General features: G+C 60.9%; 30 protein-coding genes and 1 tRNA gene. 16 read left to right on the top strand and 15 right to left on the bottom strand.

Going from position 1 to position 25844, the window contains the following annotated elements; translation table 11 throughout:
- Positions 1–43: 43 nt before the first annotated feature.
- Complete coding sequence (locus DCC24_RS07045) at positions 44–268, bottom strand: helix-turn-helix domain-containing protein (protein WP_110099218.1); 225 nt, start codon at positions 266–268, stop codon at positions 44–46.
- A 98-nt stretch (positions 269–366) separates the two neighbouring features.
- Between DCC24_RS07045 and DCC24_RS07040 the strand changes: the two genes are divergently transcribed.
- Positions 367–1020 (top strand): helix-turn-helix domain-containing protein, encoded by a 654-nt coding sequence (locus DCC24_RS07040; RefSeq protein ID WP_146206299.1) that lies wholly within the window; start codon positions 367–369, stop codon positions 1018–1020.
- Positions 1021–1193: 173 nt separating this feature from the next.
- Positions 1194–2279, top strand: coding sequence for a site-specific integrase (locus tag DCC24_RS07035; protein ID WP_158524622.1), 1086 nt, complete (start codon positions 1194–1196; stop codon positions 2277–2279).
- Between the two features lie 60 nt (positions 2280–2339).
- On the opposite strand, the gene DCC24_RS07030 is transcribed toward DCC24_RS07035, so the two are convergent.
- Complete coding sequence (locus DCC24_RS07030; protein ID WP_110099215.1) at positions 2340–2816, bottom strand: HXXEE domain-containing protein; 477 nt, start codon at positions 2814–2816, stop codon at positions 2340–2342.
- Between the two features lie 199 nt (positions 2817–3015).
- Positions 3016–3099: transfer RNA gene (locus DCC24_RS07025), tRNA-Leu, on the bottom strand.
- A 296-nt stretch (positions 3100–3395) separates the two neighbouring features.
- On the opposite strand from DCC24_RS07025, the gene DCC24_RS07020 reads away from it, so the two are divergent.
- Genes DCC24_RS07020 through pknB form a run of 7 tightly spaced genes read left to right on the top strand, consistent with a single transcriptional unit; the run spans position 3396 to position 12993 of the window.
- Positions 3396–4181 (top strand): FhaA domain-containing protein, encoded by a 786-nt coding sequence (locus tag DCC24_RS07020; protein ID WP_369860055.1) that lies wholly within the window; start codon positions 3396–3398, stop codon positions 4179–4181.
- Positions 4181–4687 carry an FHA domain-containing protein gene (locus tag DCC24_RS07015; protein ID WP_110099214.1) on the top strand — a complete coding sequence of 169 codons (507 nt, stop codon included), beginning with the start codon at positions 4181–4183 and terminating at the stop codon, positions 4685–4687. Before DCC24_RS07020 ends, DCC24_RS07015 begins: the two co-directional genes overlap by 1 nt.
- A gap of 11 nt (positions 4688–4698) precedes the next feature.
- Complete coding sequence (locus DCC24_RS07010) at positions 4699–6201, top strand: PP2C family serine/threonine-protein phosphatase (RefSeq protein WP_233492016.1); 1503 nt, start codon at positions 4699–4701, stop codon at positions 6199–6201.
- A complete protein-coding gene (locus tag DCC24_RS07005) occupies positions 6198–7664 on the top strand; it encodes an FtsW/RodA/SpoVE family cell cycle protein (protein WP_110099212.1) in 1467 nt (488 codons plus the stop codon). The genes DCC24_RS07010 and DCC24_RS07005 overlap by 4 nt, the downstream gene beginning before the upstream one ends.
- Entirely contained in the window at positions 7661–9127 is a 1467-nt protein-coding gene (locus DCC24_RS07000; RefSeq protein ID WP_110099211.1) for a penicillin-binding transpeptidase domain-containing protein, read from the top strand. The genes DCC24_RS07005 and DCC24_RS07000 overlap by 4 nt, the downstream gene beginning before the upstream one ends.
- A complete protein-coding gene (locus DCC24_RS06995) occupies positions 9124–11052 on the top strand; it encodes a protein kinase (RefSeq protein WP_110099210.1) in 1929 nt (642 codons plus the stop codon). Before DCC24_RS07000 ends, DCC24_RS06995 begins: the two co-directional genes overlap by 4 nt.
- Positions 11053–11082: 30 nt before the next feature.
- Positions 11083–12993: a Stk1 family PASTA domain-containing Ser/Thr kinase gene (gene pknB, locus DCC24_RS06990; protein ID WP_199446244.1), complete on the top strand. Its 1911-nt coding sequence runs from the start codon at positions 11083–11085 to the stop codon at positions 12991–12993.
- Between the two features lie 53 nt (positions 12994–13046).
- Here the strand turns inward: pknB and DCC24_RS06985 are convergent, their stop codons facing one another.
- From DCC24_RS06985 to DCC24_RS06980, 3 genes are read right to left on the bottom strand one after another with little or no spacing between them, the layout of a single operon-like run.
- Positions 13047–13640, bottom strand: a complete 594-nt coding sequence (locus tag DCC24_RS06985; RefSeq protein ID WP_110099280.1) for an aminodeoxychorismate/anthranilate synthase component II — start codon at positions 13638–13640, stop codon at positions 13047–13049.
- Positions 13640–13804, bottom strand: coding sequence for a hypothetical protein (locus DCC24_RS12195; protein ID WP_166769954.1), 165 nt, complete (start codon positions 13802–13804; stop codon positions 13640–13642). The genes DCC24_RS06985 and DCC24_RS12195 overlap by 1 nt, the downstream gene beginning before the upstream one ends.
- Positions 13805–13815: 11 nt before the next feature.
- Positions 13816–14802, bottom strand: a complete 987-nt coding sequence (locus tag DCC24_RS06980; protein WP_110099208.1) for a class E sortase — start codon at positions 14800–14802, stop codon at positions 13816–13818.
- 107 nt (positions 14803–14909) lie between these two features.
- Between DCC24_RS06980 and DCC24_RS12320 the strand changes: the two genes are divergently transcribed.
- Positions 14910–15146, top strand: a complete 237-nt coding sequence (locus DCC24_RS12320; RefSeq protein WP_233488049.1) for a cell division protein CrgA — start codon at positions 14910–14912, stop codon at positions 15144–15146.
- A gap of 115 nt (positions 15147–15261) precedes the next feature.
- Here the strand turns inward: DCC24_RS12320 and DCC24_RS06970 are convergent, their stop codons facing one another.
- Both DCC24_RS06970 and DCC24_RS06965 read right to left on the bottom strand, forming a co-directional pair.
- Positions 15262–16215 (bottom strand): rhomboid family intramembrane serine protease, encoded by a 954-nt coding sequence (locus DCC24_RS06970; RefSeq protein WP_233492015.1) that lies wholly within the window; start codon positions 16213–16215, stop codon positions 15262–15264.
- A gap of 103 nt (positions 16216–16318) precedes the next feature.
- Complete coding sequence (locus DCC24_RS06965) at positions 16319–16864, bottom strand: peptidylprolyl isomerase (protein WP_110099277.1); 546 nt, start codon at positions 16862–16864, stop codon at positions 16319–16321.
- Between the two features lie 252 nt (positions 16865–17116).
- Between DCC24_RS06965 and DCC24_RS06960 the strand changes: the two genes are divergently transcribed.
- The gene (locus tag DCC24_RS06960) at positions 17117–17914 is read left to right on the top strand and encodes a hypothetical protein (RefSeq protein WP_110099207.1); all 798 of its coding nucleotides are present in this window, start codon (positions 17117–17119) and stop codon (positions 17912–17914) included.
- Positions 17915–17977: 63 nt separating this feature from the next.
- Here the strand turns inward: DCC24_RS06960 and DCC24_RS06955 are convergent, their stop codons facing one another.
- A complete protein-coding gene (locus DCC24_RS06955) occupies positions 17978–18901 on the bottom strand; it encodes a site-specific DNA-methyltransferase (RefSeq protein ID WP_110099206.1) in 924 nt (307 codons plus the stop codon).
- An 88-nt stretch (positions 18902–18989) separates the two neighbouring features.
- Between DCC24_RS06955 and DCC24_RS06950 the strand changes: the two genes are divergently transcribed.
- From DCC24_RS06950 to DCC24_RS06935, 4 genes are all read left to right on the top strand, one after another.
- Positions 18990–19313 (top strand): putative quinol monooxygenase, encoded by a 324-nt coding sequence (locus DCC24_RS06950; protein ID WP_110099205.1) that lies wholly within the window; start codon positions 18990–18992, stop codon positions 19311–19313.
- 41 nt (positions 19314–19354) lie between these two features.
- Entirely contained in the window at positions 19355–21049 is a 1695-nt protein-coding gene (locus DCC24_RS06945) for a phenylacetate--CoA ligase family protein (RefSeq protein ID WP_233492014.1), read from the top strand.
- A gap of 276 nt (positions 21050–21325) precedes the next feature.
- Positions 21326–21586 (top strand): hypothetical protein, encoded by a 261-nt coding sequence (locus tag DCC24_RS06940; RefSeq protein ID WP_110099204.1) that lies wholly within the window; start codon positions 21326–21328, stop codon positions 21584–21586.
- Positions 21570–22598: a hypothetical protein gene (locus DCC24_RS06935; RefSeq protein WP_110099203.1), complete on the top strand. Its 1029-nt coding sequence runs from the start codon at positions 21570–21572 to the stop codon at positions 22596–22598. The genes DCC24_RS06940 and DCC24_RS06935 overlap by 17 nt, the downstream gene beginning before the upstream one ends.
- Positions 22599–22609: 11 nt before the next feature.
- Here the strand turns inward: DCC24_RS06935 and DCC24_RS06930 are convergent, their stop codons facing one another.
- On the bottom strand, positions 22610–22834 hold the full coding sequence (locus DCC24_RS06930) for a hypothetical protein (protein ID WP_110099202.1): 225 nt from the start codon (positions 22832–22834) through the stop codon (positions 22610–22612).
- A 4-nt stretch (positions 22835–22838) separates the two neighbouring features.
- Here DCC24_RS06930 and DCC24_RS06925 point away from each other — a divergent pair, with 4 nt between their 5' ends.
- Positions 22839–23141 (top strand): hypothetical protein, encoded by a 303-nt coding sequence (locus tag DCC24_RS06925; protein ID WP_110099201.1) that lies wholly within the window; start codon positions 22839–22841, stop codon positions 23139–23141.
- A gap of 34 nt (positions 23142–23175) precedes the next feature.
- On the opposite strand, the gene DCC24_RS06920 is transcribed toward DCC24_RS06925, so the two are convergent.
- The 5 genes from DCC24_RS06920 to DCC24_RS06900 form a co-directional block, all read right to left on the bottom strand.
- Complete coding sequence (locus DCC24_RS06920) at positions 23176–23835, bottom strand: hypothetical protein (RefSeq protein WP_110099200.1); 660 nt, start codon at positions 23833–23835, stop codon at positions 23176–23178.
- Complete coding sequence (locus DCC24_RS06915; protein ID WP_158524621.1) at positions 23832–24458, bottom strand: SatD family protein; 627 nt, start codon at positions 24456–24458, stop codon at positions 23832–23834. The genes DCC24_RS06920 and DCC24_RS06915 overlap by 4 nt, the downstream gene beginning before the upstream one ends.
- 17 nt (positions 24459–24475) lie before the next feature.
- Positions 24476–24754 (bottom strand): hypothetical protein, encoded by a 279-nt coding sequence (locus DCC24_RS06910; RefSeq protein ID WP_158524620.1) that lies wholly within the window; start codon positions 24752–24754, stop codon positions 24476–24478.
- A gap of 358 nt (positions 24755–25112) precedes the next feature.
- Positions 25113–25310 carry a hypothetical protein gene (locus DCC24_RS06905; RefSeq protein ID WP_110099197.1) on the bottom strand — a complete coding sequence of 66 codons (198 nt, stop codon included), beginning with the start codon at positions 25308–25310 and terminating at the stop codon, positions 25113–25115.
- An 88-nt stretch (positions 25311–25398) separates the two neighbouring features.
- Positions 25399–25650, bottom strand: a complete 252-nt coding sequence (locus tag DCC24_RS06900) for an ABC transporter substrate-binding protein (RefSeq protein ID WP_110099196.1) — start codon at positions 25648–25650, stop codon at positions 25399–25401.
- Between the last annotated feature and the right edge of the window lie 194 nt (positions 25651–25844).

Genomic DNA, 25844 nt, shown 5'->3' with positions numbered 1-25844 from the left:
GACTTGCGCGGGGGTGCCGAATCGGCACCGCCGTATCCGAGTGTCAGGACTCGCCGGTATCGGTCACGGCATCTGCGAAGAGGGCGAGGAACTTCTCGCGGGGGATCACGATGCGCCGCCCGAGCTTGACATGCGGGATCGTGCCCTCGTTGATGCTCGTGGTGTTCGTGCGGGGATCGACGCCGAGCGCTTCGGCGGCTTCCTTGCTGGTGATGACGAGGCTGCGCCGTTTGCGGAGGTCGTCCATATCGAGGGTGCTCTGCCACATGTCGCACCGTCCGTTCGTGTCAGCGCCGAGAAATGTGGTTCATCCCACCGTAGAGAATCGCACTTGTACTGTCAAGCATTGCGTTGTAGTTTTCTACTATGGAAACAGAGAGGGTGCGGGGCAACCCCGCAGGCATCACGAACACGCACGTCGCTCAGAACATCCGCGCGGCACGTCAAGCGATCGGCATGGACTTGCGCACCATGTCCGACGGGCTGAAAGCCGCCGGGCGCAAGCTCTCGACTTCGGGGATCAGCAAGCTGGAGGCCGGGGATCGCCGCGTGGACGTGGACGACCTCACCGTGATCGCCTACCTGCTACGCACCACCCCCGCAGCCCTCCTGACCCCACCGGAGGAGCAGACGACACTCACCGGGGTGCCGGAGGGGTATGAGCCGGAAGAGATCGACAGGTGGATACGCGGGGAACTCGTCCTCACCGATGAGGGACTGTTCAACTACTGGCAGCAGGAATGGGTGGTCTGCACCGACCGCATCCACCACCTCGAAACCACCCTCGCGGGCATGACCGCTCCAAGCAAGGACGACCCCGAGAAGACCAGCGCGCACCCGAAGACCATCGCCGCCTACCAGGAACGCCTGGATCACGCGCGGGCACGCGCGCGCGTGATCCAGGAGCGCGGCGTGCAGGTCGATCCGGAGGGGCGCGTGTTCAACGCCGCCGACTACATCGAGAACTATGGGAATACTCACCGGCCTGGCAAGACCACGGCGAGGAGCATCCTGTCATGACCAGGAAACAACAGCCCGCGGAGCAGGGTGGCGGGGGTGAGAAGCAGCAGCGGCGCTCCCGTTCCCGGTAGCCGGGCTCGATCCAGGCCTACGACACCGACACGGGGAAGCGGTGGCGGTTCCAGATCTACGTTCTGAAAGATCCCGAGTACCCCGAGATGGGATCGCGACGGTTGACGCGTTCCGGGTTCACCAGCACCGACGAGGCCAACGACGCGTTGCAGGAGGCGTTGAAGCAGCGGAAGCAGAACGAGAAGTTCGGCAACAAGGTACCCACCGTCGGCACCTATGCGGATGAGTGGGCGGCAGGGCTCAAGCTCGCGGCGTCCACGATCACGGGGTACAAGGAGATCATCCGCAACCACATCCGCCCCCAGCTCGGCCCGATCCGGCTCGATAAGCTCACCGCCACGAGGATCGCCCGCCACTACCGCGACCTAGAAGACCACGGCCGCAACGACGAATACGGCAAAGGACAGCCGCTCTCGGCGAACTCAGTTCACAAGGTGCATGTCGTGCTCGGTGCGATCCTCGATGCCACGATTGACGACGGGCACCTGACCGTGAACCCGGCGAAGAAGAAGCGCACCGTGAAGCCCCCGAAGTCCAGCGACGTGCGGGCACAGAAACCCGAGATCGCGACCTGGACGGCCGAGCAGTTGCAGACCTTCTTCACCTGGAACCGCGACACCCTCGAAGACGAACTGTTCCCGCTGTGGCGACTCATCGCCTACACCGGCATGCGCAGATCAGAAGCCCTCGCGCTCCGATGGTCGGATATCAACACAAAGACGATGCGGGTCAGCATCCGCCGCGCCGTCGACACCGACGACTGGACGAAGACGAAGACCACCAAGACCGGGCAAGCCCGCGTCATCGACATCGACGCCGAAACCCTCAAGGTGCTCGCCTCCTACAAGGTCGCACGAGCCGAGGTGTCGTTCGAGCTGGCGAAAGCCGACGCCTACATCTTCGGCGACGATGATGGGAAGCTTCGCTCGCCCGACGCGATGACCAGCCGCTGGGATCGCCGCTTGAAGTGGGCGACTGAGAAGTTCGACTCTCTGCACCGGGTGACGATCAAAGGACTGCGTCACACCCACGCGACGCTGCTGCTCGAACTTGGCGAGCACCCCAAGGTCGTGCAAGAGCGGTTGGGTCACTCCACGATCACTACGACGATCAACATCTACTCCCACGTCACCCCGACCATGCAGCGGTCGGCAGTAGACCGCTTCGCCGCACACCTGGGTTCGTAACCGACGCCGTAACCCAGTAAGCAGACAACTCGGAGCTCTCTGCGTTCGGGCCAATGAGGTCTAGCTTCTCCGAATCAACATGCGCGCGAGTGCCTGGCACCCCAGCGCAGCAGGGAGCAGGAGCGCAGCTCCGACAGCGTAGTCTTTCGCGCGAAGTGGCCCGCCGAAGTCGCGAAGCTCCCGACGAGCGGACTCAGCACCGGGCAGCATGACCGGAAGCGCGGTTGCAACGCCAGCCGTATACCGACGTTGCAGCACCGAAGCCAACAGATGCGTACCAACGTGTGCCTGAAGTCCCGCCACCATCGCCCGATAGAACCGCGAGCGGCCATTCGATACCGCGCCCCGGCGACAGGCAAGAGCGACAAGAACTCCCATCAGGCCAACAGCCAGCCATGACTGACGCTGATCCATGCGCAACGCCTCGATACCAGTCCGATCAGCCAGGGCATCGCAGGTGCTCGGAAACGCCACCGCCTCCTCGACATCGTGAACAGCCCACGCGATGAAGAGATGAGCGGGGCCACGGGCGTGCATGCCATAACGCTACCATGAACGCTGCTTCGAGACCGTTGGGGCGCACACGCCCCCGAGGGTAAGGCAACATCGAGCCCCGCACAGAAGCCTCGGTGATTGGCCCGGTATCGCAGCCATTAGCACTTTTTCTAGCACTTCCGACGCAAATGACCCCCAACCTGAGAGATAAAATCCCAGGTCAGGGGTCATTTCATTTACGTGCGCGAGGGGGGACTTGAACCCCCACGATCTTGCGATCACTGGCACCTGAAGCCAGCGCGTCTACCAATTCCGCCACTCGCGCAAATCATGGTACTGTTCCACAGCGAGTCACCACCGTGGGTTGCACAGCGAAAACTATCATAATCATAGGGAGCTCGATTCACCTAATCGTGAAGCCTTTCGTAGAGAAGGATCACAACTGAGCCACGTTTTTCTCGCATTTCCGCTTGAAAACAGGGTGTATGGTCGAGGAAGTTGTGACCCGTGTAGCCCAAAGATACGCAAGGGCATTACACTTTAGTACTCTGACGTGAGGAGAGAACACCTCCTCGGCCTGTTAGGTCATGTCCGAGGTGTGTTCATGTTCATCTCCTAAAATTGACCCAGATTATTGACGAAGGGGGTGCCTCGGTGGGAGTACTCGACAATCTCGAACGCGGCCTCGAACGTGCCGTGCGAACGGTCTTCACCGCCGGTGGCGCTCGTAAGGTCAAGCCCGTTGAGATCGCTAACGCGCTACGATTGCACTTGGATCGCGAATCCATCTCACTACACGAGGGCCGGACTCTGGTGCCCAATGTCTTTTCGATCTCGTTCTCACCCCAGAACTTTGAACAGATTCGACACTGGGGTTCAGCATTGGCTGAAGAGCTCTGCGATGAGGTCATCCGTCACTCTTCCGAGCAGGGCTATACGCTCCAGGGGCCGGTGCGTGTGACCTTCCTGGAAGATCAGAACGTCTCCCGCGGTGATATCTCGATCGAATCCGAAACGCAGTCCGCGCAGTCCGCTCCAGCGCCGGCGCCGCGACAACAACAACGCGCCCGGCAACCAGCGCCTGTTGCACCCACCCAACTCCAACCGGTTCTCGAAATTGACGGGACCACCTACTCCATCACGTCTCCTGCTGTCGTGATTGGTCGCTCGTCCGAGGCTGATATCACGATCCAAGATCCCGGGATTTCTCGTCGCCACCTGGAGGTGCGCGTGCACGGAGACAGCGTGACCGCCGTCGACCTGGGCTCCACCAACGGCTTTTATATCAACGGTCATCAGGCCCAAGGCTCGGCCGTCTTGCGCCACGGGGATACCGTGACCGCCGGACGCACTCGGATGACCTTCCGTATGGTGCCGAAACAACAGTCCCGGCAGGGAGGGTTTTAATGAGCGAACTTGCCGTCGCTGCCCTTCGTTTGGGTCTGCTGGCCGCCCTATGGGTGTTGATCATTGCCATCGTCGCCTCGCAGGGCCGAGATTTGATGGTGGGCCGTCGTAATAAAGTCCGGGGACAACAGGCCGATGCGATTGCCGTCTCCCCCGACGGAGCCCCGGCCAGCCAAGGACCCCGCGCTGATGCCCCGAGCGCCCCTCCACGCGCTTTGGCCACCCAGTTGGTAGTCACCGAAGGGCCCCTGTCCGGACATATCGTGGATCTACAGGGCGCGCCACTGATGATGGGGCGCGCCGCCGAACGCGACCTGGTGCTGGATGATGATTATGTCTCCGGGCGCCATGCTCGCCTGTTCCCGCAGGGTACCCGCTGGTTCCTCGAAGACCTCGGATCCACCAATGGCACCTATATCAACGGCGCGCAACTGGCGCGAACCCTCGCTGTGGAGCCCGGCACCCCGATTCGCATCGGTAAAACCGTGCTGGAGCTGAGGCAATAACAATGGCTTTAATGCTGAATTTTGCCGCCCGATCCGATGTGGGTAGAGTCCGCGCCAAGAACGATGACTCAGCCTATGTGGGTCGTTACTTCGCGGTGGTCGCCGATGGAATGGGCGGACACGTCGGGGGCGATGTCGCCTCCGCCTCAACCGTGCTGGATTTGGCACCGTTGGATCGGCCCGATCAGCAAGACCCCGAGAATGTGCTGGCCGATGAAATTCAATCCGCCAACCTGATTCTCAACGACCTGGTCAATACCAACCCCAAACTGGCGGGAATGGGTACCACCTGCACCGCTTTACTGGTCGATCACGACCAGTTGCACATGGCTCACATTGGTGACTCTCGGGCCTATCGCCTGAAAAACGACACCTTTGAGCAAATCAGTAAAGACCACACCTTCGTCCAGCGGCTGATCGATGAAGGCCGTCTCGACCCGGCCGATGCCGAATCTCACCCGCATAAAAACGTGTTGATGCGCGTGCTCGGCGACGTTGATGCCTCCCCCGAACTGGATGTGTCCACCTTTGCTGCCCAGCCCGGCGAACGCTGGCTGTTGTGCTCCGACGGACTCAACGCCGTGGTGGCCGACAACATCATCGAAGAAAAACTGCGCTCGGCCGACGACATTGAGCAGGCGGTCGAGGAATTGGTCGACCTGACCTTGGCCGGAGGATCTCCCGATAACGTCACCGTCGTGATCTTCGAAACCGTGCCCGAGGATGAGACCAGCCGTCTGGCCCCGGTGGAAGAAGACACCACCGAGCTGACCCGTTCCGCCCGGGAGATCTCCGAATCCGACCCCCAATCCCCGGTTTCTGCGGCGCTATTACGTCACGACCTGGGCAAACGTCCGCACCTGCTGGTTGGTGCCGCCGCGCTGGCCACCGACACCGACCAGATTCCGATCGTGACCCGCTCATCCTCGGCCAAACGAGCCGCCGCGCTGTTGCACGGCACCCCGCAGGCCCTGGATGCCCCACGAGCTGAGAAGACGTACCAGCCGATCCCCTACCGGACGCTGAATGGCACCTCCGAAGACTTCTCCGACGATACCGACACCTCGCGCCCGCGCGGACGCAACTGGCCATTGATCGCAGCATTGCTCACCATCGTGGTGCTCATTGTCGGTGGCGGGATCGCCGGCTACTTGTGGTCCCAGAACCAATACTACGTCGGTGTTGATGGCGACCACGTGGCCGTCTACCGTGGTGTCGCCCAGGATCTGGGCCCGATAGAGCTCTCTCAGGTCGAAGAAACCACCGATATCCCCCTAGACCGACTCCCCGGCTACACCCGGCAACGGGTCGAGTCCGGGCTGACCGCCCAGGATCTCAACCACGCCCACGATATTTTGGAAGATCTGCGCAGCTCCATGATCCCTGAGGCACCGCCGGTGGAGTTGCCCTCTCCCCAACCGACCGACCCCGATATTCCCGAGGTCAGCAATTCTCGCGCATCGGGTGCCGTCGCTGGCGCCACCGGCGGAGCGATTGGAGGTACCGGATCATGACCGTCGTCTCCCCCTCCCGTCCCCGCCGGGCCACCGAGCTGTTGCTGATCATCCTGGCCCTAGCCATCGGCATCGCCGCTAACGTGCTGGCCGGTATCGGCATGGAAACCCCGATCACCAATGACTACTGGATCCAGGCCGGGGTGATGACCGTGTTGGCCTTCGCCTTCCATGTCGTGTTGCGCGTCAAAGCGCGCTACGCTGACCCCTACATTCTGCCGATCGTGCTGACCCTGAACGGTCTGGGGATCGCGATGATCCACCGGTTGGACCTGGCCAAAGACCCCCAAACCCACTTCGCCAGTTCCCAGCTGGTCTGGACCACCTTGGCGATGGTGATCGCCATGGGCATTCTGTGGTTCCTCAACGATCACCGCAGACTACGCAACTGGACCTACCTGTTCTTGGTTGCCTCCGGTGTGATGCTGGTGTTGCCACTGATCCCCGGGCTCGGCATGGAGATCAACGGTGCCCGCATTTGGGTCAACCTCGGCATCGGTCAATTCCAGCCCGGTGAAATCGCCAAGATCACCCTGGCCATCTTCTTCGCCGGCTACCTTTCGGCCAACCGCGACTTGATCCTGTTGGCCGGGAAGAAAATCGGTCCCATGGCATTCCCACGCGTGCGCGACCTGGCCCCGCTGGTCGTTGCCTGGCTGATCTCGATGGGCGTGCTGATCTTCCAGCGCGACCTGGGTTCAGCGGTTTTGTTTTTCGGCCTCTTTCTGGCCATGATCTACCTGGCCACCTCCCGGCTGTCCTGGATCATCCTCGGTCTGCTCGCGGTGGCAATCGGCGGCACCTTCGCCGTCTCGACTTTCGACCACGTCCAAGCCCGCATCAACGGCTGGCTGAACGCCTTCGACCCCGAGGTCATCAACGCCCAGGGAGGCTCCCACCAGGTGGTGCAGGGCCTGTTCGGGTTGGCCTCCGGGGGTCTGCTAGGCACCGGACTGGGTGGCGGTCGGCCGGACCTGGTGTATGCGGCCAACTCGGATATGATTATCGCCAGCTTCGGTGAAGAAGTCGGCTTTGTCGGTCTGGCCGCCATTATCCTGCTCTTTGTCTTGCTAATAACCCGGTTCATCCGCGCTGCTCTGGGCGCCCGCGACTCCTTCGGAAAACTGTTGGCCGCCGGGTTGGCGGTCTCCATCGGGATCCAGTGCTTCGTGGTGATGGGCGGAGTCTTACGCGTCATTCCGCTCACCGGTCTGACCACACCCTTCATGGCCGCCGGTGGTACCTCAATTCTGGCCAACTGGATCATTGTGGCCCTGGTGCTGATGGTCTCCCATGCGGCCCGGCGCCCGATCATCGTCGGCCCCATGGTCAACGCCTCCGGAGACGGATCCGGTACCGGTGACCGCGCCCATGCCGAAGGTGCTACGCCGAGCACCCCACAGTCGGTCAGCACCCAGCCGTCCAGCACCCCTCCGGCCACCGCTGGTGGTGGTCACCAGTGAACCAATCAATCCGTCACGCCTGGATGGTGTTGGTGGCCATGTTCGTGGTGCTGTTGGCTGCCGCCAGCTATGTGCAAGTCATTGGCGCCCAAGAGTTGAACAACAATGAAGCCAATACGCGCCAACTGTACCAGCAATTTGGCTCCAACCGTGGCCCGATTCTGGTCGATGGCGAACCTATTGCGGAATCGGTCCCGGCCGACTCAGATAACTTTGACTACCAGCGCGTCTACCACGAGCCCGAAAAGTACTCGGGCCTGACCGGCTTCTACTCGCTGACCTACGGGGCCACCGGACTGGAAAATAAACTGAATGCCGAACTGTCGGGAACCGCCGACGGGATGATTGCTGACCGGCTGAACAACTTGTTGACCGGTGGCGAGCAACGTGGCGCCCAGGTCGAGCTCACCATTGACCCACAGATGCAAGAGATCGCCTATTCGGTGCTTCCCGACGGGATTAAATCCTCGGTGGTGATCTCCGATCCGGCCACCGGCGACGTTCTGGCCATGGCTTCCAAGCCCAGCTACGACACCAACCTGCTGGCCACCCATTCCGGTGCTGAAGCACGGCAGAATATGGAAGAGATCACCTCCCAAGACGGGCTCTCCCCCTATCGCACCGCCGCCACCCAAGAGGCGGTGGCACCGGGCTCCACCTTTAAGCTGATCCAGGCCTCGGCCATGCTCGAGTCCGGCGACTACGATCCCGATACCACCTTAGATCTGCCGAACTCCATTACGCTGCCACAGACCGACGGTCTGCAGTTGCGCAACTTCGAAGGTGGCCTCTGCAGTAGTCCTAACCAGGCTGATTTCCGCTATATCTTCGCTCAGTCCTGTAACACTCCGTTCGCCACCGCGGCCATGGAGATGGGACAGGAACCGATTGTGGAGATGGCAGAGGCCTTCGGCTTCAACGACACCTTTGACATGCCACTAACGGCGACTAATTCCAGCTTCCCCACCGAGCAGTTACCCGACGCCACCCTGGCCCAGTCGATTCTGGGTGCGGTGGATGTCCGCGCCACCGCTTTGCAGATGAACATGGTGGCCGCCGGTATTGCAAACGACGGCACACTGATGAAACCCCAGCTGATCGATACGGTGCGCGGTCCCGATCTGAACTTGCTGGAGGACCCCGAACCCGAGGTCTACTCCGAGCCGATCAGTGCCGAGACCGCCAACGAGCTCACCGGCATGATGCAGGAAGCCGTGCAATCTGGTACCGCAATCTCGTCCCGATCCAATCAGGTTGATATTGCAGCCAAGACCGGTACCGGTCAGATCTCAGACTCCACCGGTGCCGATACCACAGTGCACTCCTGGATCACCGGCTTTGCTCCGGCCGATGATCCCCAGGTGGCGGTCACGCTGGTTTACGAAGACGTTCCATATGACACGGGGCACCAACTGACGGTAGATAATATGAAGAAGATCATGGAGGCGGTGGTCGAGCAGTGAGACCAACATCCGGGATGACGCTGGGCGGGCGCTACCAGCTCACCGATCGCATCGCCATTGGCGGTATGGGTGAAGTATGGAAGGCTCGCGATACGGTATTGGGTCGCATTACCGCGATCAAAATCCTCAAAGAGGAATATACCGGTGATACCAATTTCCTACGCCGGTTCCGTGCCGAGGCACAGCACACCGCGCTACTGAACCACCCCGGGGTGGCCAATGTCTTCGACTATGGGGAAGAAGAGGGCTGTGGCTACCTGGTCATGGAGCTCGTTGATGGCCCACCGCTGAGCGCCATCTTGGAGAAGGAAAAGGTCCTCTCCGCCGATCGGACCCTGACCATCATTGCCCAGACCGCCCGGGCACTGTCTGCCGCTCACGCCCAGGGTCTGGTCCACCGTGACGTTAAACCCGGCAACCTGTTGATCACCGCCAATGACCGGGTGAAAGTCACCGACTTCGGCATCGCTCGCCTGGCCGACCAAGTCCCGCTGACCGCCACCGGCCAGGTTATGGGTACCGCCCAATACCTGGCCCCGGAACAGGCCACCGGCCAGCAAGCCACCGGATCCTCCGACATCTACTCGCTGGGCATTATCGCCTATGAGTGCCTAGCTGGGCACCGCCCCTTCACCGGCGAATCCCAGATCGCCATCGCCCTAGCCCAGGTCAACGACGCCCCGCCGGAATTGCCGGAGTCCATTCCGGAACCGGTTCGCGCGCTGGTGATGTCGATGCTGTCCAAGGAACCCGAAGACCGGCCCCAAGACGCCAATGCCCTGGCCACCGCAGCCGAAGCACTGCATCGTGATGACACTGACGCCGCCGTCGGTGCGGTGCCGGGGATGATTCCCTTCCTGTCCGGCTCCGCCGCAACCGGTGGCAACGAAGATACCGCCACCCAGGCCATACAGACTCAAGCCATCGACACCGGTGGTGAACGCACCCAGGCTCTGGCAGCCGAGCAGACCAACCCAGCTACCGCCGCCTTGCCGCTGACCGGGGCCGGGGAAGGGACCCTGGACGAGGACGCTGAGCCCGGCCACGAACCACTCAGTGTGGACGAAACAGGCGAAGGTGACTCCGACTCACCGGGCAAACGCAAGCGTAGCCCCTGGACCTGGCCACTGATCGGGTTGATCATTTTGGTGCTGTTCACCGTGATCGGAATGTGGATCTCTTCGGTACTGAATAACGACGAGGAGCCCGATCCCGAGCCCACCGAATCCGCTTCGGAAGCCTCCGTGGAGGTCAATGCCGACGACTACGTCGGCCGTCAGGTTGACGAGGTCGAACAAGAACTGACGGATTTGGGCTTTGAGGTCACTACGCAGGAGCGCGAAGATAGTGCTCCAGCCGGTGAGGTGCTCTCGCTGAACCCCACCGGAACGGTGGCCGAGGGGAGCGAAATTACCGTGAACTACTCGAATGGTCAGGGTGGCCAGCAGCAGGACCCCGGCACCCAACAGCAACAACAACAGCAACAACAGGCACCGCCGCAGAACCAGCAGCAGCCCCAGCAAACCCAACAACAGCAACAGGCACCGCCGCAGAACCAGCAGCAACAACGCCGGCAACAAACCCACCAACCACGACCCCAACAGACCCAGCAGGACCAACCGGAACCCACCCAGCAACCGGAGCCAACTCAGCAACAGCAGACCCCGGACGAACAGCCCGGCAACGGTCAGGGCAATGGTCAGGGCAACGGCCAGGCCAACGGTGGTGGCCAAACCCAGCAGGGTGGCCAACAAAACCCGGGTCAGACAGCGACCAACGGGCAGGGTGAGCAGAACGGTAACGCGCAGTCTCAGCGCAACGCCGAACTTCACGACCAGGCACCGCAGAACCGTTCCGAACAAAATCACCGGGAGACCTCCAGCCACGAAAACCGGTACTCACACGGCAATTCCCTGCTCGCCTAGCGGTTCGGCCGTCCTGATAGGATTCTCCACGTGTCAGAACAGCAAGTACTCAACAATCGGTATGAGATCGGCGAGCTCATCGGTCGCGGCGGAATGGCCGACGTCTACCTGGGCCACGATCAACGCTTAGGTCGCCAGGTGGCGATCAAGATGATGCGCCCGGATCTGGCACGCGACCCCCAATTTCAGACCCGGTTCCAACGCGAGGCCCACTCCTCGGCTGCCCTGAATCACCCGAATATCGTGGCAGTGTTCGACACCGGAGAAGAGCGCCTGCCCGATACCGATCACACCGGGGTATCCTGCCCCTTTATGATCATGGAGTACGTCTCCGGCTCCACCTTACGCACCTTGTTGCGCTCCAGTGAGGTCAGCATCGATGACGCGGTGCATTGGATGTCAGGAGTTCTGGCTGCGCTGAACTACTCGCACGAACACGGCATCGTGCACCGCGACATTAAACCGGCCAACGTGATGGTGACCGAGACCGGCGATGTGAAGGTCATGGACTTCGGGATCGCCCGAGCGCTGTCAGATTCCTCCACAACCATGACGCAGACCCAAGCGGTCGTCGGCACCGCCCAGTACCTCTCCCCCGAGCAGGCTCGCGGCGAGCAGGTCGATTACCGCTCCGATCTGTACTCGGCCGGTTGTGTGCTGTTCGAACTGGTTACCGGCCGTCCCCCGTTCGTGGGCGAATCACCGGTCTCGGTGGCCTATCAGCACGTGCGGGAAGACCCCCCGATGGCCTCGACCATCAACCCAGACGTGACCCCGGCCCTGGAAGCGGTGATCACCAAAGCCCTGTCGAAAGATCCCGATGATCGGTTCGATACCGGTGCCGACTTCGCCCAAGCCTTGGACAATGCCCACTACCACGGCATCTTCCCCGATCACGACGAAGAAGCCACGACCCAGCACACCACGGTGCTGCCGGCTGCCGTGCCGATGGCCGGCCCCGGGTCGGAGGCCGAGGCCACCCAGGCATTCCCCACCGTCTCGGCCACCGAATCCGAGCAGGACCCCCTGGATCCCTTTGCCCCGAACCACGACGACGAGGGCTACGTGGTCGAAGATCTCGACGAGCCCCAACCGCGCAAGAAGAAAAAATCTACCGCGTGGATCTGGATCGTGGTCCTGTTGCTCTTGGCCGGTGCCGGCGTGGCCGGCTGGTGGTTCTATCAAGACTGGCAGCAACAACAGATTGAACAATCCCAGGTCACCGTGCCGGACGTGGCCGGGATGTCGCAGACCGATGCCCAAAATGCTTTGACCACCGCCGGATTGCGTCCGGTCATTGAGAACGTCCACGACGACGAAATTGCCGCCGATATTGCGGTGGGTACCGACCCGGCTGCCGGCGAGACGCTGCAGGAATATGATGAGATCACCTTGAAGATCTCGATGGGTCCCGAAGAGGTCGTCTTGCCCGAGGACTTGGCCGGCGCCTCCGAGGCGACCGTGCGCGATACGCTGGAAGATCTGGGCCTGCAGGTCGGCGATATTAACTACGTCAATTCGGCCACGGTGGATCGTGACCGACTGGTTAATACCAACCCGGAGCTGGGTTCAACGGTCTCCTATGGGGCAACGATTTCGTTGCAGATGTCCAACGGTCAGGTCGAAGTGCCCGATGTGATCGGCAGATCTCAGGCCGATGCCGTCCAGGCCCTGGAAGCTGATGGCGTGGGACTGTCGGCCAACGTGGAGACCGAAGAGACCGATGAAGCCCAACCCGATACGGTCATCAAACAGTCGGTGACCGGTGGCAAAACCGTCGATCAGGGCTCCACCATTACCATTACGGTGGCCATTGAACCACCAGAACCCACCCCGACCGACGAGCAGACCACAGCCGAGCCCTCGCCGGAGGAAGATACCACCAGTCCGGAGGAGTCCGAGCCGGAGGAGACCACATCCACACCGGAGGACGAGAACTAACCCGCAATGCCCGGCACCGCCCGGCACCGCCCGGCAACCCCGGGTAGATGTGGCTAGAGGGTGTTCACCCAGTTGCGGAGCATCTCGTGGCCACCTTCAGTCATCAGTGCCTCGGGGTGGAATTGCACTCCCCAAATCGGCAGGTGGCGATGCGCAAAGGCCATCGGTACCCCATCCGCTGTTGTGGCGGTGACCTCCAAGACGGTCTCATCCACGGTGTCACGTTCGGCTGCCAGGGAGTGGTAACGGGTGGCGGTAAAAGGATTGGGCACCGCCTCGAACATCGGGTGATCGGTGTGGGTCACGCTCGAGTTCTTGCCGTGGAGCTGTTGGGCAGCGCGGGAGATCCGGGCCCCGTACACCTCACCGATGGCCTGGTGCCCCAGACACACACCATATAGTGGCTTGGCCTGCTCAGCGGCCCAGCGAATCAGGTCCATGCTCACTCCCGCCGAGCTGGGATCACCGGGACCCGGGGAGATGAGCACCCCGTCAGCGGCCTGCGCGCGTTCCACGAACTCCTCCCAGCTCAGCGCGTCATTGCGCAACACCTCAACTTCGGCACCGGCATCGCGCAAATAGTTGATCACGGTGAACACGAAGCTATCGTAGTTGTCAATCACCAGAATGCGGGGGGACCTGGAGATCACTGCTCTGTCTCCAAGGTGGCATCGGAGAAGAACCCGAATTCAGACATCCACGGGTAGACGAACTCCATCAGCACAAACACGATCAGGGCAAGCAGGACGAGCACTTCGATCCACTTCAGCCAGGTGGGCCCGGGCAAGATATGGAAAAACCAGGCGTACATGATGTTCTCCTTTACCGTGCAGCAGCCTCAGCTGTTTCGGTTTCACGCTGGGTCTGGGTCGCGTGGTACTTTTCGTAGAGGTTTTCCATGGTCACCGGAGCCAGCTCGTGCATGGTCTCTTCGAGATCAGGATCGATCGTGGTGGCACCGGCGGGCATATTCTCCGCGGCCACCTCGGCGATTTCCTCCGGAGGACCGTCGGCCAGTGGAACGAACTCCACCTTTTCGGCGTGGGTCACCATCCGCTCTCGTGTGGTGTACAGCGGGTGACAGGTGGTAATGGTCAACCACTGGCCCGATGCCGGTCCACCGGGATCCAACGGGTTGGGGTCCAGGACCTCAATGGCGGTGGGAAGCACAATGTGGTTTTGTTTCACCTCGTAAACCCACCAGCCGTTAGCGGTTTGCAGATACATCCGGTCGCCTTCGACCACCTGGTCCATATCCCACAGGATTGAGCCGTGGGTTTGACGGTGCGCAGCCATAGCCAGGTTGCCTTCTTCGCCAGGACGGGGAGAATCCGGGTAGCGCCCCAACACGCCCTGATCGATGACCTCGGGACTAACCCCATCAAGCACCGGTGAGGACCAGTCTGAGCCCAGGCGTGGCACGTAGAGAATGCCCCACGCGTCTCCGCCGTCACCAACCTCGGCCGGCACCGCTGGATCCGGACCATCGCCGGTAAACATCCCGTCGTAGTTGCGTTGGAAGTCGTCGATGACCTGTTGCTGGTGGGCATCAGCCTGCCGATTGGCATCCAGGTTGGTCCAGTACAGTTCCCAGACCACGAATAGCAACAGGAACACCCCGGCGGTCACCAGCAGTTCACCTACGACACTGACCACTGTGGGTTTGGCCGGACGCAAGGACCGACGCATCTTCTGATAGCTACCCGGGTGATAGTAGCCCCCTGAGGGCTGACCGGACACGTCATCGTGGAACCGGCGACCGGGGCGAGGCAATCCGCCTCGGCGGGGGTGTGTGGCGTGTGTGCTCATGTTCTTCTCTCTGACCAGGCGAGCTCAACCAGTAGGTAGAATGTCGTCCTGGACCATTCTATGTCCGACCTACCACACTGTCCGCAATATCCACGTCAGGAAGTCCTGTGACGAACTCAGATCCAACTCGCCGTGAAGTGCTCGGAGAAGACATCGAACCTGATCCGCTACCGGTTTGGTACAAGGTGATCATGTTCGGACTGATGATCATCGGTCTGATCTGGATTATCGTGTATTACCTATCCGGAGCCACGCTGCCGATCCAATCCATCGGCGCCTGGAATATCGTGGTGGGCTTTGGGATCGCCATTATCGGTTTTTTGATGACCACGCGCTGGCGCTAAACCCACCGGTCGTTATCCACAGTGTGGATAGCATCTGTGGAGAATCACAGGATCGTAATTACACAGCTGGTATTTACTCCACATCGCTGGACAACCCTGTGGATAAATTCGCTCGTTACAATGTGATGGACAGTGCGCCGACCCAGGTCAGCACCACCAGCACCACGAAGACCGCGGCAATGGCCAGCCAGGTGCCCAGCTGAGCCACCGCGGTCGCGGATAGACCGCCGGAAGCGTTTGGCAAGGTGGGGTCAGCCATGCGCTTGCTGAAGAGTTGGTGCAGACCCAGCATCAGTCCGGCGGTAAGACCCCCGGTGATGAGTCCACCAATGTGGCCCTGCCAGGAGATATTGCTACCCACGAAGGAAATCACCAGGTTCAACACGATCAACGCGGTGATCGAAGCCAGCTGTCCTCCGGACTGGCGTAGCAGAATGAACATGGCGGCAAACAGGCCGTAGACCGCACCGGAGGCACCGACAACTGGAACATGAGGTTCAGAGAGAAACAGCACGGCCACCGAGCCGCCGAAAGCGGACAGTAAGTACAGACCCAGGAACCGTACCCGGCCCAGGGCCGGTTCCAGCGCGCGTCCCATCATGTAGAGCACCAGCATATTCAGCAGCAGGTGTACCGGGTTGGCGAGGGAGTGCACAAAGGCCGAGGTGATCATGCGCCAGGGCTCAAAGGGGAGCCAAGGGTATTCCAGTGCTACCGCCGAGGTATACACGCCGGCATATTGGAATAACTGAGTCACGCCCTGCGGTTGCGCGACAGTCACCCACTGCAGGATATAGACCACCACACACAGTCCCATCAGACAATACGTCACCCAAGGCGTATCACTGCGCCGAGTGGTGCGGGCACCCTGGTTCTGATGCACGCAATCGGCGCACAACACGCCCACCTCGGTGGGTTGTTGGCATTCGCCGCAGGCCGGTCGGCCACAATTCTTACAGCGGACATAACTGACCCGGTCCGGGTGCCGGTGGCAGACCGGTTGTGGTTCGGAGGCAGAAGAGCCGGGCGAGGCACCATATTCCGGCGGGTTCGAATCTGAGGTGGTCATACCGGGAGTCCTTGGGTGGGGTCGTTGTGGTCACAGCACAACACCGCCGATTCCACCATCAGCGCGGAACCGGCGGTGTAAGCTCATCAGTGATCGGCTGGATTTAGAGCTCGGTGATCTCGATCGAGGAAATCACCACATCATCAACCGGCTTGTCGTTCCTGCCGGTGGGTACTGCGTTGAGTTGGTCGACAACCTGCTGGGAGGTGGGATCGGTGACTTCACCGAAGATGGTGTGCTTGCCCTGCAGCCAGGTGGTCGGCACTGAGGTGATGAAGAACTGGGAGCCGTTGGTGCCCTTGCCGTTACGGATACCGGCATTGGCCATCGCCAGCTGATAAGGCTCGTTGAAGGTCAGTTCGGGGTGAATCTCATCGTCGAACTCGTAACCGGGACCACCGATCCCCTGACCCAGCGGGTCCCCACCCTGGATCATGAAGTCCTTGATGATCCGGTGGAAGATGGTGCCGTTGTACAGCGGGGTACCAGATTTGGTCTCACCACTGGCCGGGTCGGTCCACTCCTGCTCGCCGGTGGCCAGGCCCACGAAGTTCTTCACGGTCTTTGGAGCGTGGTTACCGAACAGCTCGACCACGATATCGCCGAGATTGGTATGGATGGTCGCTTGGTGCGTTGCAATTGAACTCATGGTTTCTATTCTTTCATGACCGAGGGATTTCGGGGCGATATCCGCGGTGAGAAAAACCCGGTTTACGATCCAGCCGTACTGGAGCACATTCACACCCGGCTAACACACCGCAGTCAGAGTATCCTGTTTCCTGTTGTCATTCATGGCTTGTCGCGACATCTTTCGTGGCCACGCACTCACACAATAGAAGACTGCGAGATTCCCGCGTAGGCTAGAGATGAAGCTAGTGTCCCTAATGGAGGCGAGACCACGATGTCGAAACGTTCTACTCAAAAAGCCGCACGTCAGGCCGAGAAGAAGCTGAAGAAGGCTTCTGGGTCGGTCCAGTCGACTTTGGCCGATAACTTCGAAAACGCCAAAGAGTGGGCGGCTCCAAAGGTGGAGAACGCCCTGAACTGGGCGGGAGAAACCTTCCAGGACGGCGTGGAGAAAGCCACCCCGCTGGTTCAGCGTGGTGTGGATAAAGTCTCCGAGGCTCTTGAGGCCGCTCGGACCAAGGTTGTCGAAGACTACGCACCAGCTGCCACCGAACAGCTGGCTCAGGCCGCCGAGAAAACCGCGAACGCCGTATCCGACCACGATGTTCCGGCACCGGTGCAGAACGTGCTGGAAACCGTCACCGGCGATAAGAAGGCCTCCAAGAAACTGAAGAAGGCGCTGGAGAAATACACCAAGTCTGCCGAGAAGACACTGCAGAAGCAGCATAAGAAGGCCAAAAAGGAAGCCAAGAAGTCCAAGGCTGGTAACAAAGTCTGGATCTTCGTGGGTCTGGCCGTGGCCGCCTCGGGTGCTGCTTTCGCCATCTACCGCTTGACCAAGCCTGTCGAGGATCCCTGGAAGAACCCGACCCCACAGCCGATCGCTCAGGGCACTCCCGCAACTCCGGGCGCACAGCGCTCCGGGCGGAACGCCGAGCAGAAGCCGACCGCTCAGCCGGCTGTCACGTCGGAGACCGGCTCGAACGAGCAGGATCAGAACACCACCGACGTGACGATCGATACCTCCGCGTCCTCCCAGCCCTCCGGCGCTCACGCCGCCGAGAAGAAGTAACACTCACGGCGCAGTAAGTACCTAACCCCACAGTGGGGGCTATGCTCCACCCCCACTGTGGGGTTAACGGCCGGATGTCGCCAATGGTTGATAGGTCTCCAACCCGTCCGGCATGGACCGCAGATACGCGACCTTGAGATCGGGGAGTCGGTGCTGGTAACGCTGATGCATCACGCTGATAGCATCGGGGTTTTGATCAATCATCACGAAATGACGTCCTAAGCGTCCGGCCACGGCACCGGTGGTGCCGGACCCGGCAAAGAAATCCAGCACAGTATCTCCGGGTGCTGAGGAGGCCTGAACGATCCGGCGGAGGATGCCTTCTGGCTTTTGGGTGGCGTAGCCGGTTTTTTCTTTCCCCGTCGGAGAGACAATAGTGTGCCACCACACGTCAGTGGGTAATTTACCTCGTGCTGCTTTTTCAGCGGTCACCAGTCCCGGGGCCATATAGGGTTCCCGGTCCACCTCTGCACTGTTGAAGTAGTACTGCTGGGGGTCTTTGACGTAGACCAGAATCGTGTCGTGTTTGGCCGGCCATTTCTTCTTACTGCGGGCACCGTAGTCATAGGCCCAGATGATCTCATTGAGAAAACAGTCCCGCCCGAACAGAGCATCCAGCAGCACCTTGGCGTAGTGGGCCTCACGGTAGTCGAGGTGCAGGTAGAACGTACCGGTGGGTTTCAACAAGCGCCAAGCCTGTTCCAGCCGGGGCACCAGGGATTCCCAATAGTCCTCAAACTGATCGTTATAGGCATACAGGTGACCCTTGATGGTCTGGTAACGAGCGCCTTTAAATCCTCGGCGGGTGCCCTCAGCCGACCGCGTGGTGGCCATATTCTGCCGAACTTGGCGTTTTCCGGTGTTAAAGGGTGGATCGATATAGATCAGATCGATTGATGCATCGGCCAGTCTTTGCAGTAGCCCCAAATTATCCCCCAGAATCACGGCGTGAGGATGCTGTAGGGAGAACCGGTCGGCGTTTGTCATGCCTCCAACTCTAACGGCGCCGGCTGTAGCCTAGAGACAACTGTCACGTTAGCTGGCGTGTTCATCGCGTCCGAAAGGAGCCATGGTCATGTACTTCATTGTGGTCCGTCACGAAGTCAAGCCTGAGTCTGTTGAGAAGTGGCCTGACATTGTGCAGGAGTTCACCGAGGCCACGCGCGCCGAAGAAGGGAACCTCTTCTTCTTCTGGTCCAAATCATTGGAGGCCGATAACGAGTTCATCCTCATCGAAGGGTTCACCGACGACGGTGCGGCCCCACATGTGAACAGTGAGCACTTTGCCAAGGGGCTGGAGGCGATGCGTCCGCATCTGCTGTCGACTCCGAAAATTATCTCCCGCCAGGTTGAGGGCAACGGTTGGGACGAGATGGCTGAGCAAAAGATCGAGGGGTAACCTCTTGTCCGGTTACTGGCCGGAAACGTAAGCTGTGTCACATGAGCAGATCGAGTCTGCGTCGGGTTCTGCGCAAAGCCTCCCGACGCCTGCGCGGAACCGGTACCCGCTCGATGGTCACCCGTGACGACGACGAGCTATTGCCGTTGCCGATCAAGTCGGCCCCGATCAATATTGCCCGGCAAATCGCGTTGCGCGCTGCTAATTTTGGGCTCACCTCGCTGTACAGCATTTACCGGCTGGACCCGGCCCTGTGGCGGTTGACCGCCAAGAACTATCATCCTTGTCTGGAACGATTCGCCAAGCTCAACGCCTGGATGATCTGCCAGCATGCCTCCCTGGACGTACCGGCCTACCAGGATTATTTGGTCCGCAACGACTATGAATTCAGCTGGTGGGATCTGACCTCGTATCCGCCCACCTCCAAAGACGACTATGTCAGGGCCTATGGTGAAGCCAGCCGGTGCTGGGACGGTGAAATCGAGGTGGCCGGCACCGTCGTCGATGAGTCCTCAGGCTCTACGGGGACCCCGTTCAACTGGATGCGGTCCAAGGACGAAACCGCAACGGTACACAAGAATGTCGCCGGCTATGTGACCATGCTTTTTGGTGGCAAGAACTTGTTCTGCATTAATGCGTTCTCGATGGGTGCCTGGGCGACCGGGACCAATACCGGTCAGGCCATGGCCAAAATTGCGATGGTGAAGAACACCGGCCCGGACCTGGAGAAGATCCTGGATACCCTGCGCCACTTTGGACCACGTTTCACCTACCTGATCAGCGCCTATCCACCGTTTTTGAAGCATCTGAAAGATCTCCTCGATGAGTGCGGAGACGAATTCGCAGAGTACACCATCAACGGGTTCGTTGGTGGCGAGGCCATGACCGAAGGGCTCCGGGATTACTTACTGGGCACCTTCGACCGGGTCTATTCCGGCTATGGTGCCTCCGATCTGACCATCGGCATGGGTGGCGAGACCGATCTGAGCATCACCTTACGCAAAGAGTTGATCGCTAATCCCGCCTTCCGCACCGCGCTGTTGGGCCAGAACGAGACCAGAACCCCCATGATCTTCCAGTACAACCCGCTGGAAACCTATATGGAAACTACCGACGACGGGGAGTTGATGGTCACGATCAATTCCTCGGCGGTGATGAGCCCGCGGTTGCGGTACAACATCGGCGACGAGGCGCGGATCCTGTCCTTCCCCGAGATGGTGCAGATCACCAGCGCCTTCCCGCAACTGGTGCCCCGGCTCAAGGAGGCCTACCGGAATCAGCAGATGAAATTGCCGTTCCTGCTGCTGTTCGGGCGGAAAGATTCCACGATCTCCTATATGGGCGCCAATATTTATCCGCTCGATGTGCAAAACGGGCTGTATCGAGACCCCGAGGCGGCCAAGGTGATCGATTCTTTCCAGATTGAGCTGATGGAAATCGGCGATTTCGAGCACCGGCCCCGCATGCACATTCAGCTCCGCGATCCCGAGACCTACCCGGCCGCCCGGTTGGACCAGGTCGCCAAAGATCAGCTGGCCGATCAGCTCTCCGAGCAGGTGTTGGACCACCTGGCTTCGGTCTCTCGCGATGTAGCGGTGTCGTTGACCGAGGATGCCTCGGCGGCAGAAATCCGGGTGGTGGTCCACGACTTTGGGACCGGCCCCTTCAGCGACCCGAACACCAAGATCAAGAACGTCTACCTGACCCGAACCCAGCACGACGAGAGACAAAGCTAATGCGCACTCGAGATTTTTCAGCCTGCAAAGCCCCCAAGCCCGGACCGGTTGCCTGTTTCTCGGTCAGAATGAGTACCGCAATGTCGCTGCCTTGATCCAACAAATTCTGGTCTGGCCGCCCCTGGGACGTCGACTGCGCAATGCGCCGGGCTATTTGTGGCACCGTAGCTATTTCGAGTTCCCGCTACGTATCGGTCTGGTGGTGGCCTTCGAGTCCCGGTCGGCCCTGATGGACACTCCGGCCACCTACCCAGCGGTCCCAACGCTAATCCGGTGGTGGGCGGATTCATTCGGATTCTTGAGGCCGACGACATCGGATATGCCAACGGCACCTGGTCGGCCGAGCATGACCAGCTGCAGGTACTGACCGAGTGGTCCCGCCCGGCCCCCGGGGAGACCCCACCACCGGTGCTGTCTCGGGCTGCCCGCGCCACCATTCAGGGCGTGGGGATCGCGACTTCCCTGGCCAAAGCACTGGTGGGCTCCGGGGTCGACACCATTCAGCGCCTGCGGGACCGCCGTGACGCTACGGTGTGAAGAGCTACTCACCCCGCACCGGGAGCTGAATCAGCTGGTCGCCGACCCTCCCGTCGGTGCCGGCTGGCGAGACAAGATGGTGCCCGTCCTCGCCGATGACCTGCGCGCCTGGCTCACCGGACACCACCCCGAGGTGGATTGGTGCCGGATGCTGGTCGTCCGAGAGGACACCACCGGCCAGATCCACGCCCACGCCACCATGCACGCCTCACACACCGTGGATGCCAAGCTGAGCGGTTCGGGCTTGCTGAGTGGTGGACCGGCCCTATATTTCGGGGCGCTACTGTACCGGAACCGAGCAGCACTCCGAGCGCTGCTGACCGGGATCCACGCCCGGGCAGAACAGCAGGGTTTCCGCCAGATTTTTGGGCCGGTCAGCCTACTGCCGAACCAGACCGGCGGGGCCGTGCTCTCTGGATTTGAGCACCCTGGTTTCTTCGACTCGACCTACAACGACCCCGTCCTAGTGGATGTGGCCGAAGAGTTCGGTTACACCACGGTGTATCCGGCTGCCACCTGGGAACTTCCGGTCGCAACCATCCCGGACCAGTACCGAACCCCGCCCACGGTCGAGGAGTACCGGCGGGCCGGAGTGCGCCCGCGGAAAGTCACCCGCTGGAATCTACGGGGCCGATCCGGTGTGGTAGAACACCTGCGGGCCGGGCACAATGCGGCCTTTGCCCAGCTTCCCTACTACACTCAGATCTCCCCGGCCCAAATGAGGGCTCAGGCGGCCGGCTTAGAAGTACTGATGGATCCCCGGCTCGTTGTGATCCTCGACCACGACCTGTCCCCGTCCGCATCAACAGGCCCGGCCAGTTTTGCGCTGGTGGTCCCCGATCCGGTGAGTATCCTGCGCTCCCATAACGGCCGTCTGGGCCCTCGCCAGCTGGCCGAGCTAGCCGGAGAGAAACTCCGCCCGGTTCCACACCGCACCAGTTCGTTGCGCGATGCCGTGTTGATCACCCAGGGCACCGACCGCAGCTTCAGGGACGGGGACTGCTCTCCTTAGTCTCCCGCCAGTTATTTGCCCAGCTCTCCGCTGCCGGCTACCGCACCCTGCGGGTCACCGATATCGGTGAGGATAACCCGGCGTCGGCCGAGGTGTTCCGCCGGGCCGGTGGCTACCGACTCCACGGCATCGGTTTCCTCACCACCTCGGTACAGGCCATCACCCAGCCCGACAGCTCCGGCTGGGCCGATCGAGTCCGGGGCTGAAACCCAGATTCTGTTGGCGTGTGAACCCACTGGCGTGGCCGAACCGGGGGAATTCACCGGCTGGTTACGCCTGGATCCCCATCACCCGCGACGCTACCTCGACGGGCTCGACGGCACCTGTCTCGTGCTGCCCGAGCCGATACAACGGATTGCCCGACTGCTACGCACTAGCTGGGCGGATTCACTGGCCCCGGCGGTGGCAACCCTGAGTCGAGCCACCGCGCATCTGCCCCGTTGCGCCGGGAAACCTCAAGCTGGTACCCCGGTTCTGTTCTGCGATCCCGCGCAAACCCCCGCCGAGACTCCACCGCGGTCGGCACGCCTGACCGGGCGGTGACCGGCCCGCACTGAGAGAACACGACAGATGGGGCCTAGAGAACGAGCGTGGCAGCCGCGAGCGCTCCGGCCAGACCCCAGCTCGTCAAGGACCCGATGAGAAATTCTTCCGCCCGGGCCCCGATCCGACGATCGGCGGAAATTTCGGGAAAGCGCACAATCCCTTTGGCGGCAATCAGGGCTGCCACAATGCCTTGGGCACCCGTCAAGGCCAGCACATAAATGATGATCCGTTCCAACGGACCGATGATGCGACCACCTCGCAGTGAGGAGGCTGTGGAGCCTTCCTCCTCCGGGGGCCGGTGTTGGCCGGGCATCTCGTGACGCCCGGTAAGTTCCAAAACACTGCGCACCACTTCATTGCCGGTACTGGATAAGAACACCAACGATCCGGTCGCCATAACGATCGGGCTGGGCTCGTGATCTCCAGTCGCCCACGTGACACCGAAAACCACGGCCAGTAGCACGACGAGCACTGGACCACGCCAGATCAGGTGGCGTTGGCTAGCCACCATCCAGACGAGAGCGAGCACGACCGCCACGGCTGCGTGCCACCAGTGGGTCACGACCGTGGCACCAATGAGGGCCAGTAGCCACCACACCGTCGCGATCACCCACCGGGCCGGCATCCGGCGGATGAACACGGCCAGCAGATCACTGACCCCAATGACTAGCAGGGCACAACCAAACATCATGATGTCTCCCCCGCCAACTCGCGATCTAACCGTAACAGCATAGCTGCCCCAGACCGATGCACGGCTTTGGAAACTGCCGCCTGGCTGATTCCTTCGGACTGGGCGATCTCCCGTTGGGTCACCCCGTGCAATAAGGCTCCGGCCATGCGACGTTCGCGGGACTTGAACCGGGCCAGTACCTGGTCAACGGCCAGAAATTGAGCGTTAACCGCCACCGCCAGGTCGGCATCCTCCCCGCGCAGGCGGTGTCTGACGGCAGGTAAGGATTGCTGGAGCACCTCGGCTTCGTTAAGGGCTTCCCGGGCTGCGATCCAGCCGGGCCCGTCATGAATTGGCCCGGTGACGCTACGAGCAATCGTCGTGATACGTCCCATGCCCACTCCGGCCCGTACCTGAACCTCTGCCGGCAAGAGCAGATGCACACGGTACAGGCTTCGCACCGCGTCCTGCCACGAGAAGTAGACCGCTTGGAACTCGTCGCCCACTGTGGCCCAGGCCGGATGGTCGGGCACAATCTGCTCTTCGATACGGGCAAAAGCATCCATGATCACAGAATGGGCCACGACACGATCGGGAAGATCACGGGACCCCACGATGTCGAGAATCACGGGAACGCTCGTCATGTATATAACCATAACAGTTATATAGAGGCTAGTATAACTATTTTTGAGGTGAACTTCTCGGTGCGTTCTGCGATCGGGCGCGGGTCAGGGAAGATCTCACACTCGGGGCCAAAGACCCGGTGGACCAACTCTGCGGTGAGGAGCAGGGCGGCGGGATCTTCGGCAATGAGTTTGCCATGACCGAGAAGCACCGCGGGCAGTATCGCCCAGTGGGTGTCAAACCATGCTCCGGCCAGGCTCAGCGGTACGACCGATTCGCTACCGGAGGACCGACTTAGCACCGAGACCAGGATCACCACGGCGATGGCACCGAGTAATGCGAAGAAGGCAGTAGCCGTTTACCACCGCGACGCAGGCCCCGGTGGGCATCCGGGGTAGCCCTGGCCCTTCCAGCGGGTTGCGGGTCAGCTCCTGGATAAACAGCCAGAGTAGCACCGACCACTGCCCCGACCAGGGCGGGTGGCCAGCGGGCTGCCAGCACCTGCTGTCAGGAGGCGTCGTCGCCACCGCGCAGGACAGGTGCGAACTAGTGTTTTACTCGGCGTGGTCCGCGGAGCCTTCGCCCTCAGCATTCTGGACGGTCTCATCGATCATGGGTCTCGTATCGGTCCAGCACCCAGGGCACAGTTAATGGGCTCATAATGGAGGATGCGGTCACCAAAGACTGGTCGGTGCCACCACAACACCGTTGTCAATTGCCAGAATCGAAGCGTAGAGATCTTGGCCTTCGATCACTTTCCGGTTTTCCTTATCGTCATACCAGATAAAACTCAGATCGGGATTCTTGAGCATATCGATGTTCTCGAGTCCGATCAGCGCCGAGTCTACGGTCAAACCGAATTTGCTCTCCATCGGGACGCGCTACTCTCCAGGAAAGAGCAGGCCCGGTGTGCCTGGTCCCTTCTGGTATATACGAGAAGGTGTCGTTGGACTATTCCTCCTAGCTACGGTCGTGAAATTCCTGGTCGATCTCTTCGATCAGCTTCGGGGCCTGGTCTTCTTCCCCCAGAACGGTGGCGACGGTGTGAATCTGTTCTTCCCACGTGATGGTCCACGTCAACTCGAGACAAGCCGCTCTCAGACCGATATCGTCCAGCAGGTCGTACTGCTTCTGGGTCATACCTGAGCGCGGTGCCAGGAGCACGTCGGGGTCGAGATCAACAATGGCGTCTCCGCTGAGCTTCGGACCCACTCATAGCCCCCGAAGGCGCTAAGTGTCAGAGGCACAACAGCGGTTCCGACCAGAGTGGTGAGTCTGTTCCGGGTCTTTTCCCAACGATTCATGGGATCTCCTTCGAGGTAGCCACGGTGGGACGGTACCGGTGCCACCTCACGACACCTTGTCGACCTTACAGTGTGTGAGTACTCGACAACACATCGACGGCA

This window comes from Auritidibacter sp. NML100628 (assembly GCF_003185985.1).
Classification (GTDB): Bacteria; Actinomycetota; Actinomycetes; order Actinomycetales; family Micrococcaceae; genus Auritidibacter; species Auritidibacter ignavus.
Note: the sequence above shows the minus strand (reverse complement) of the source record. Positions and strands in the feature narration are given on the sequence as shown.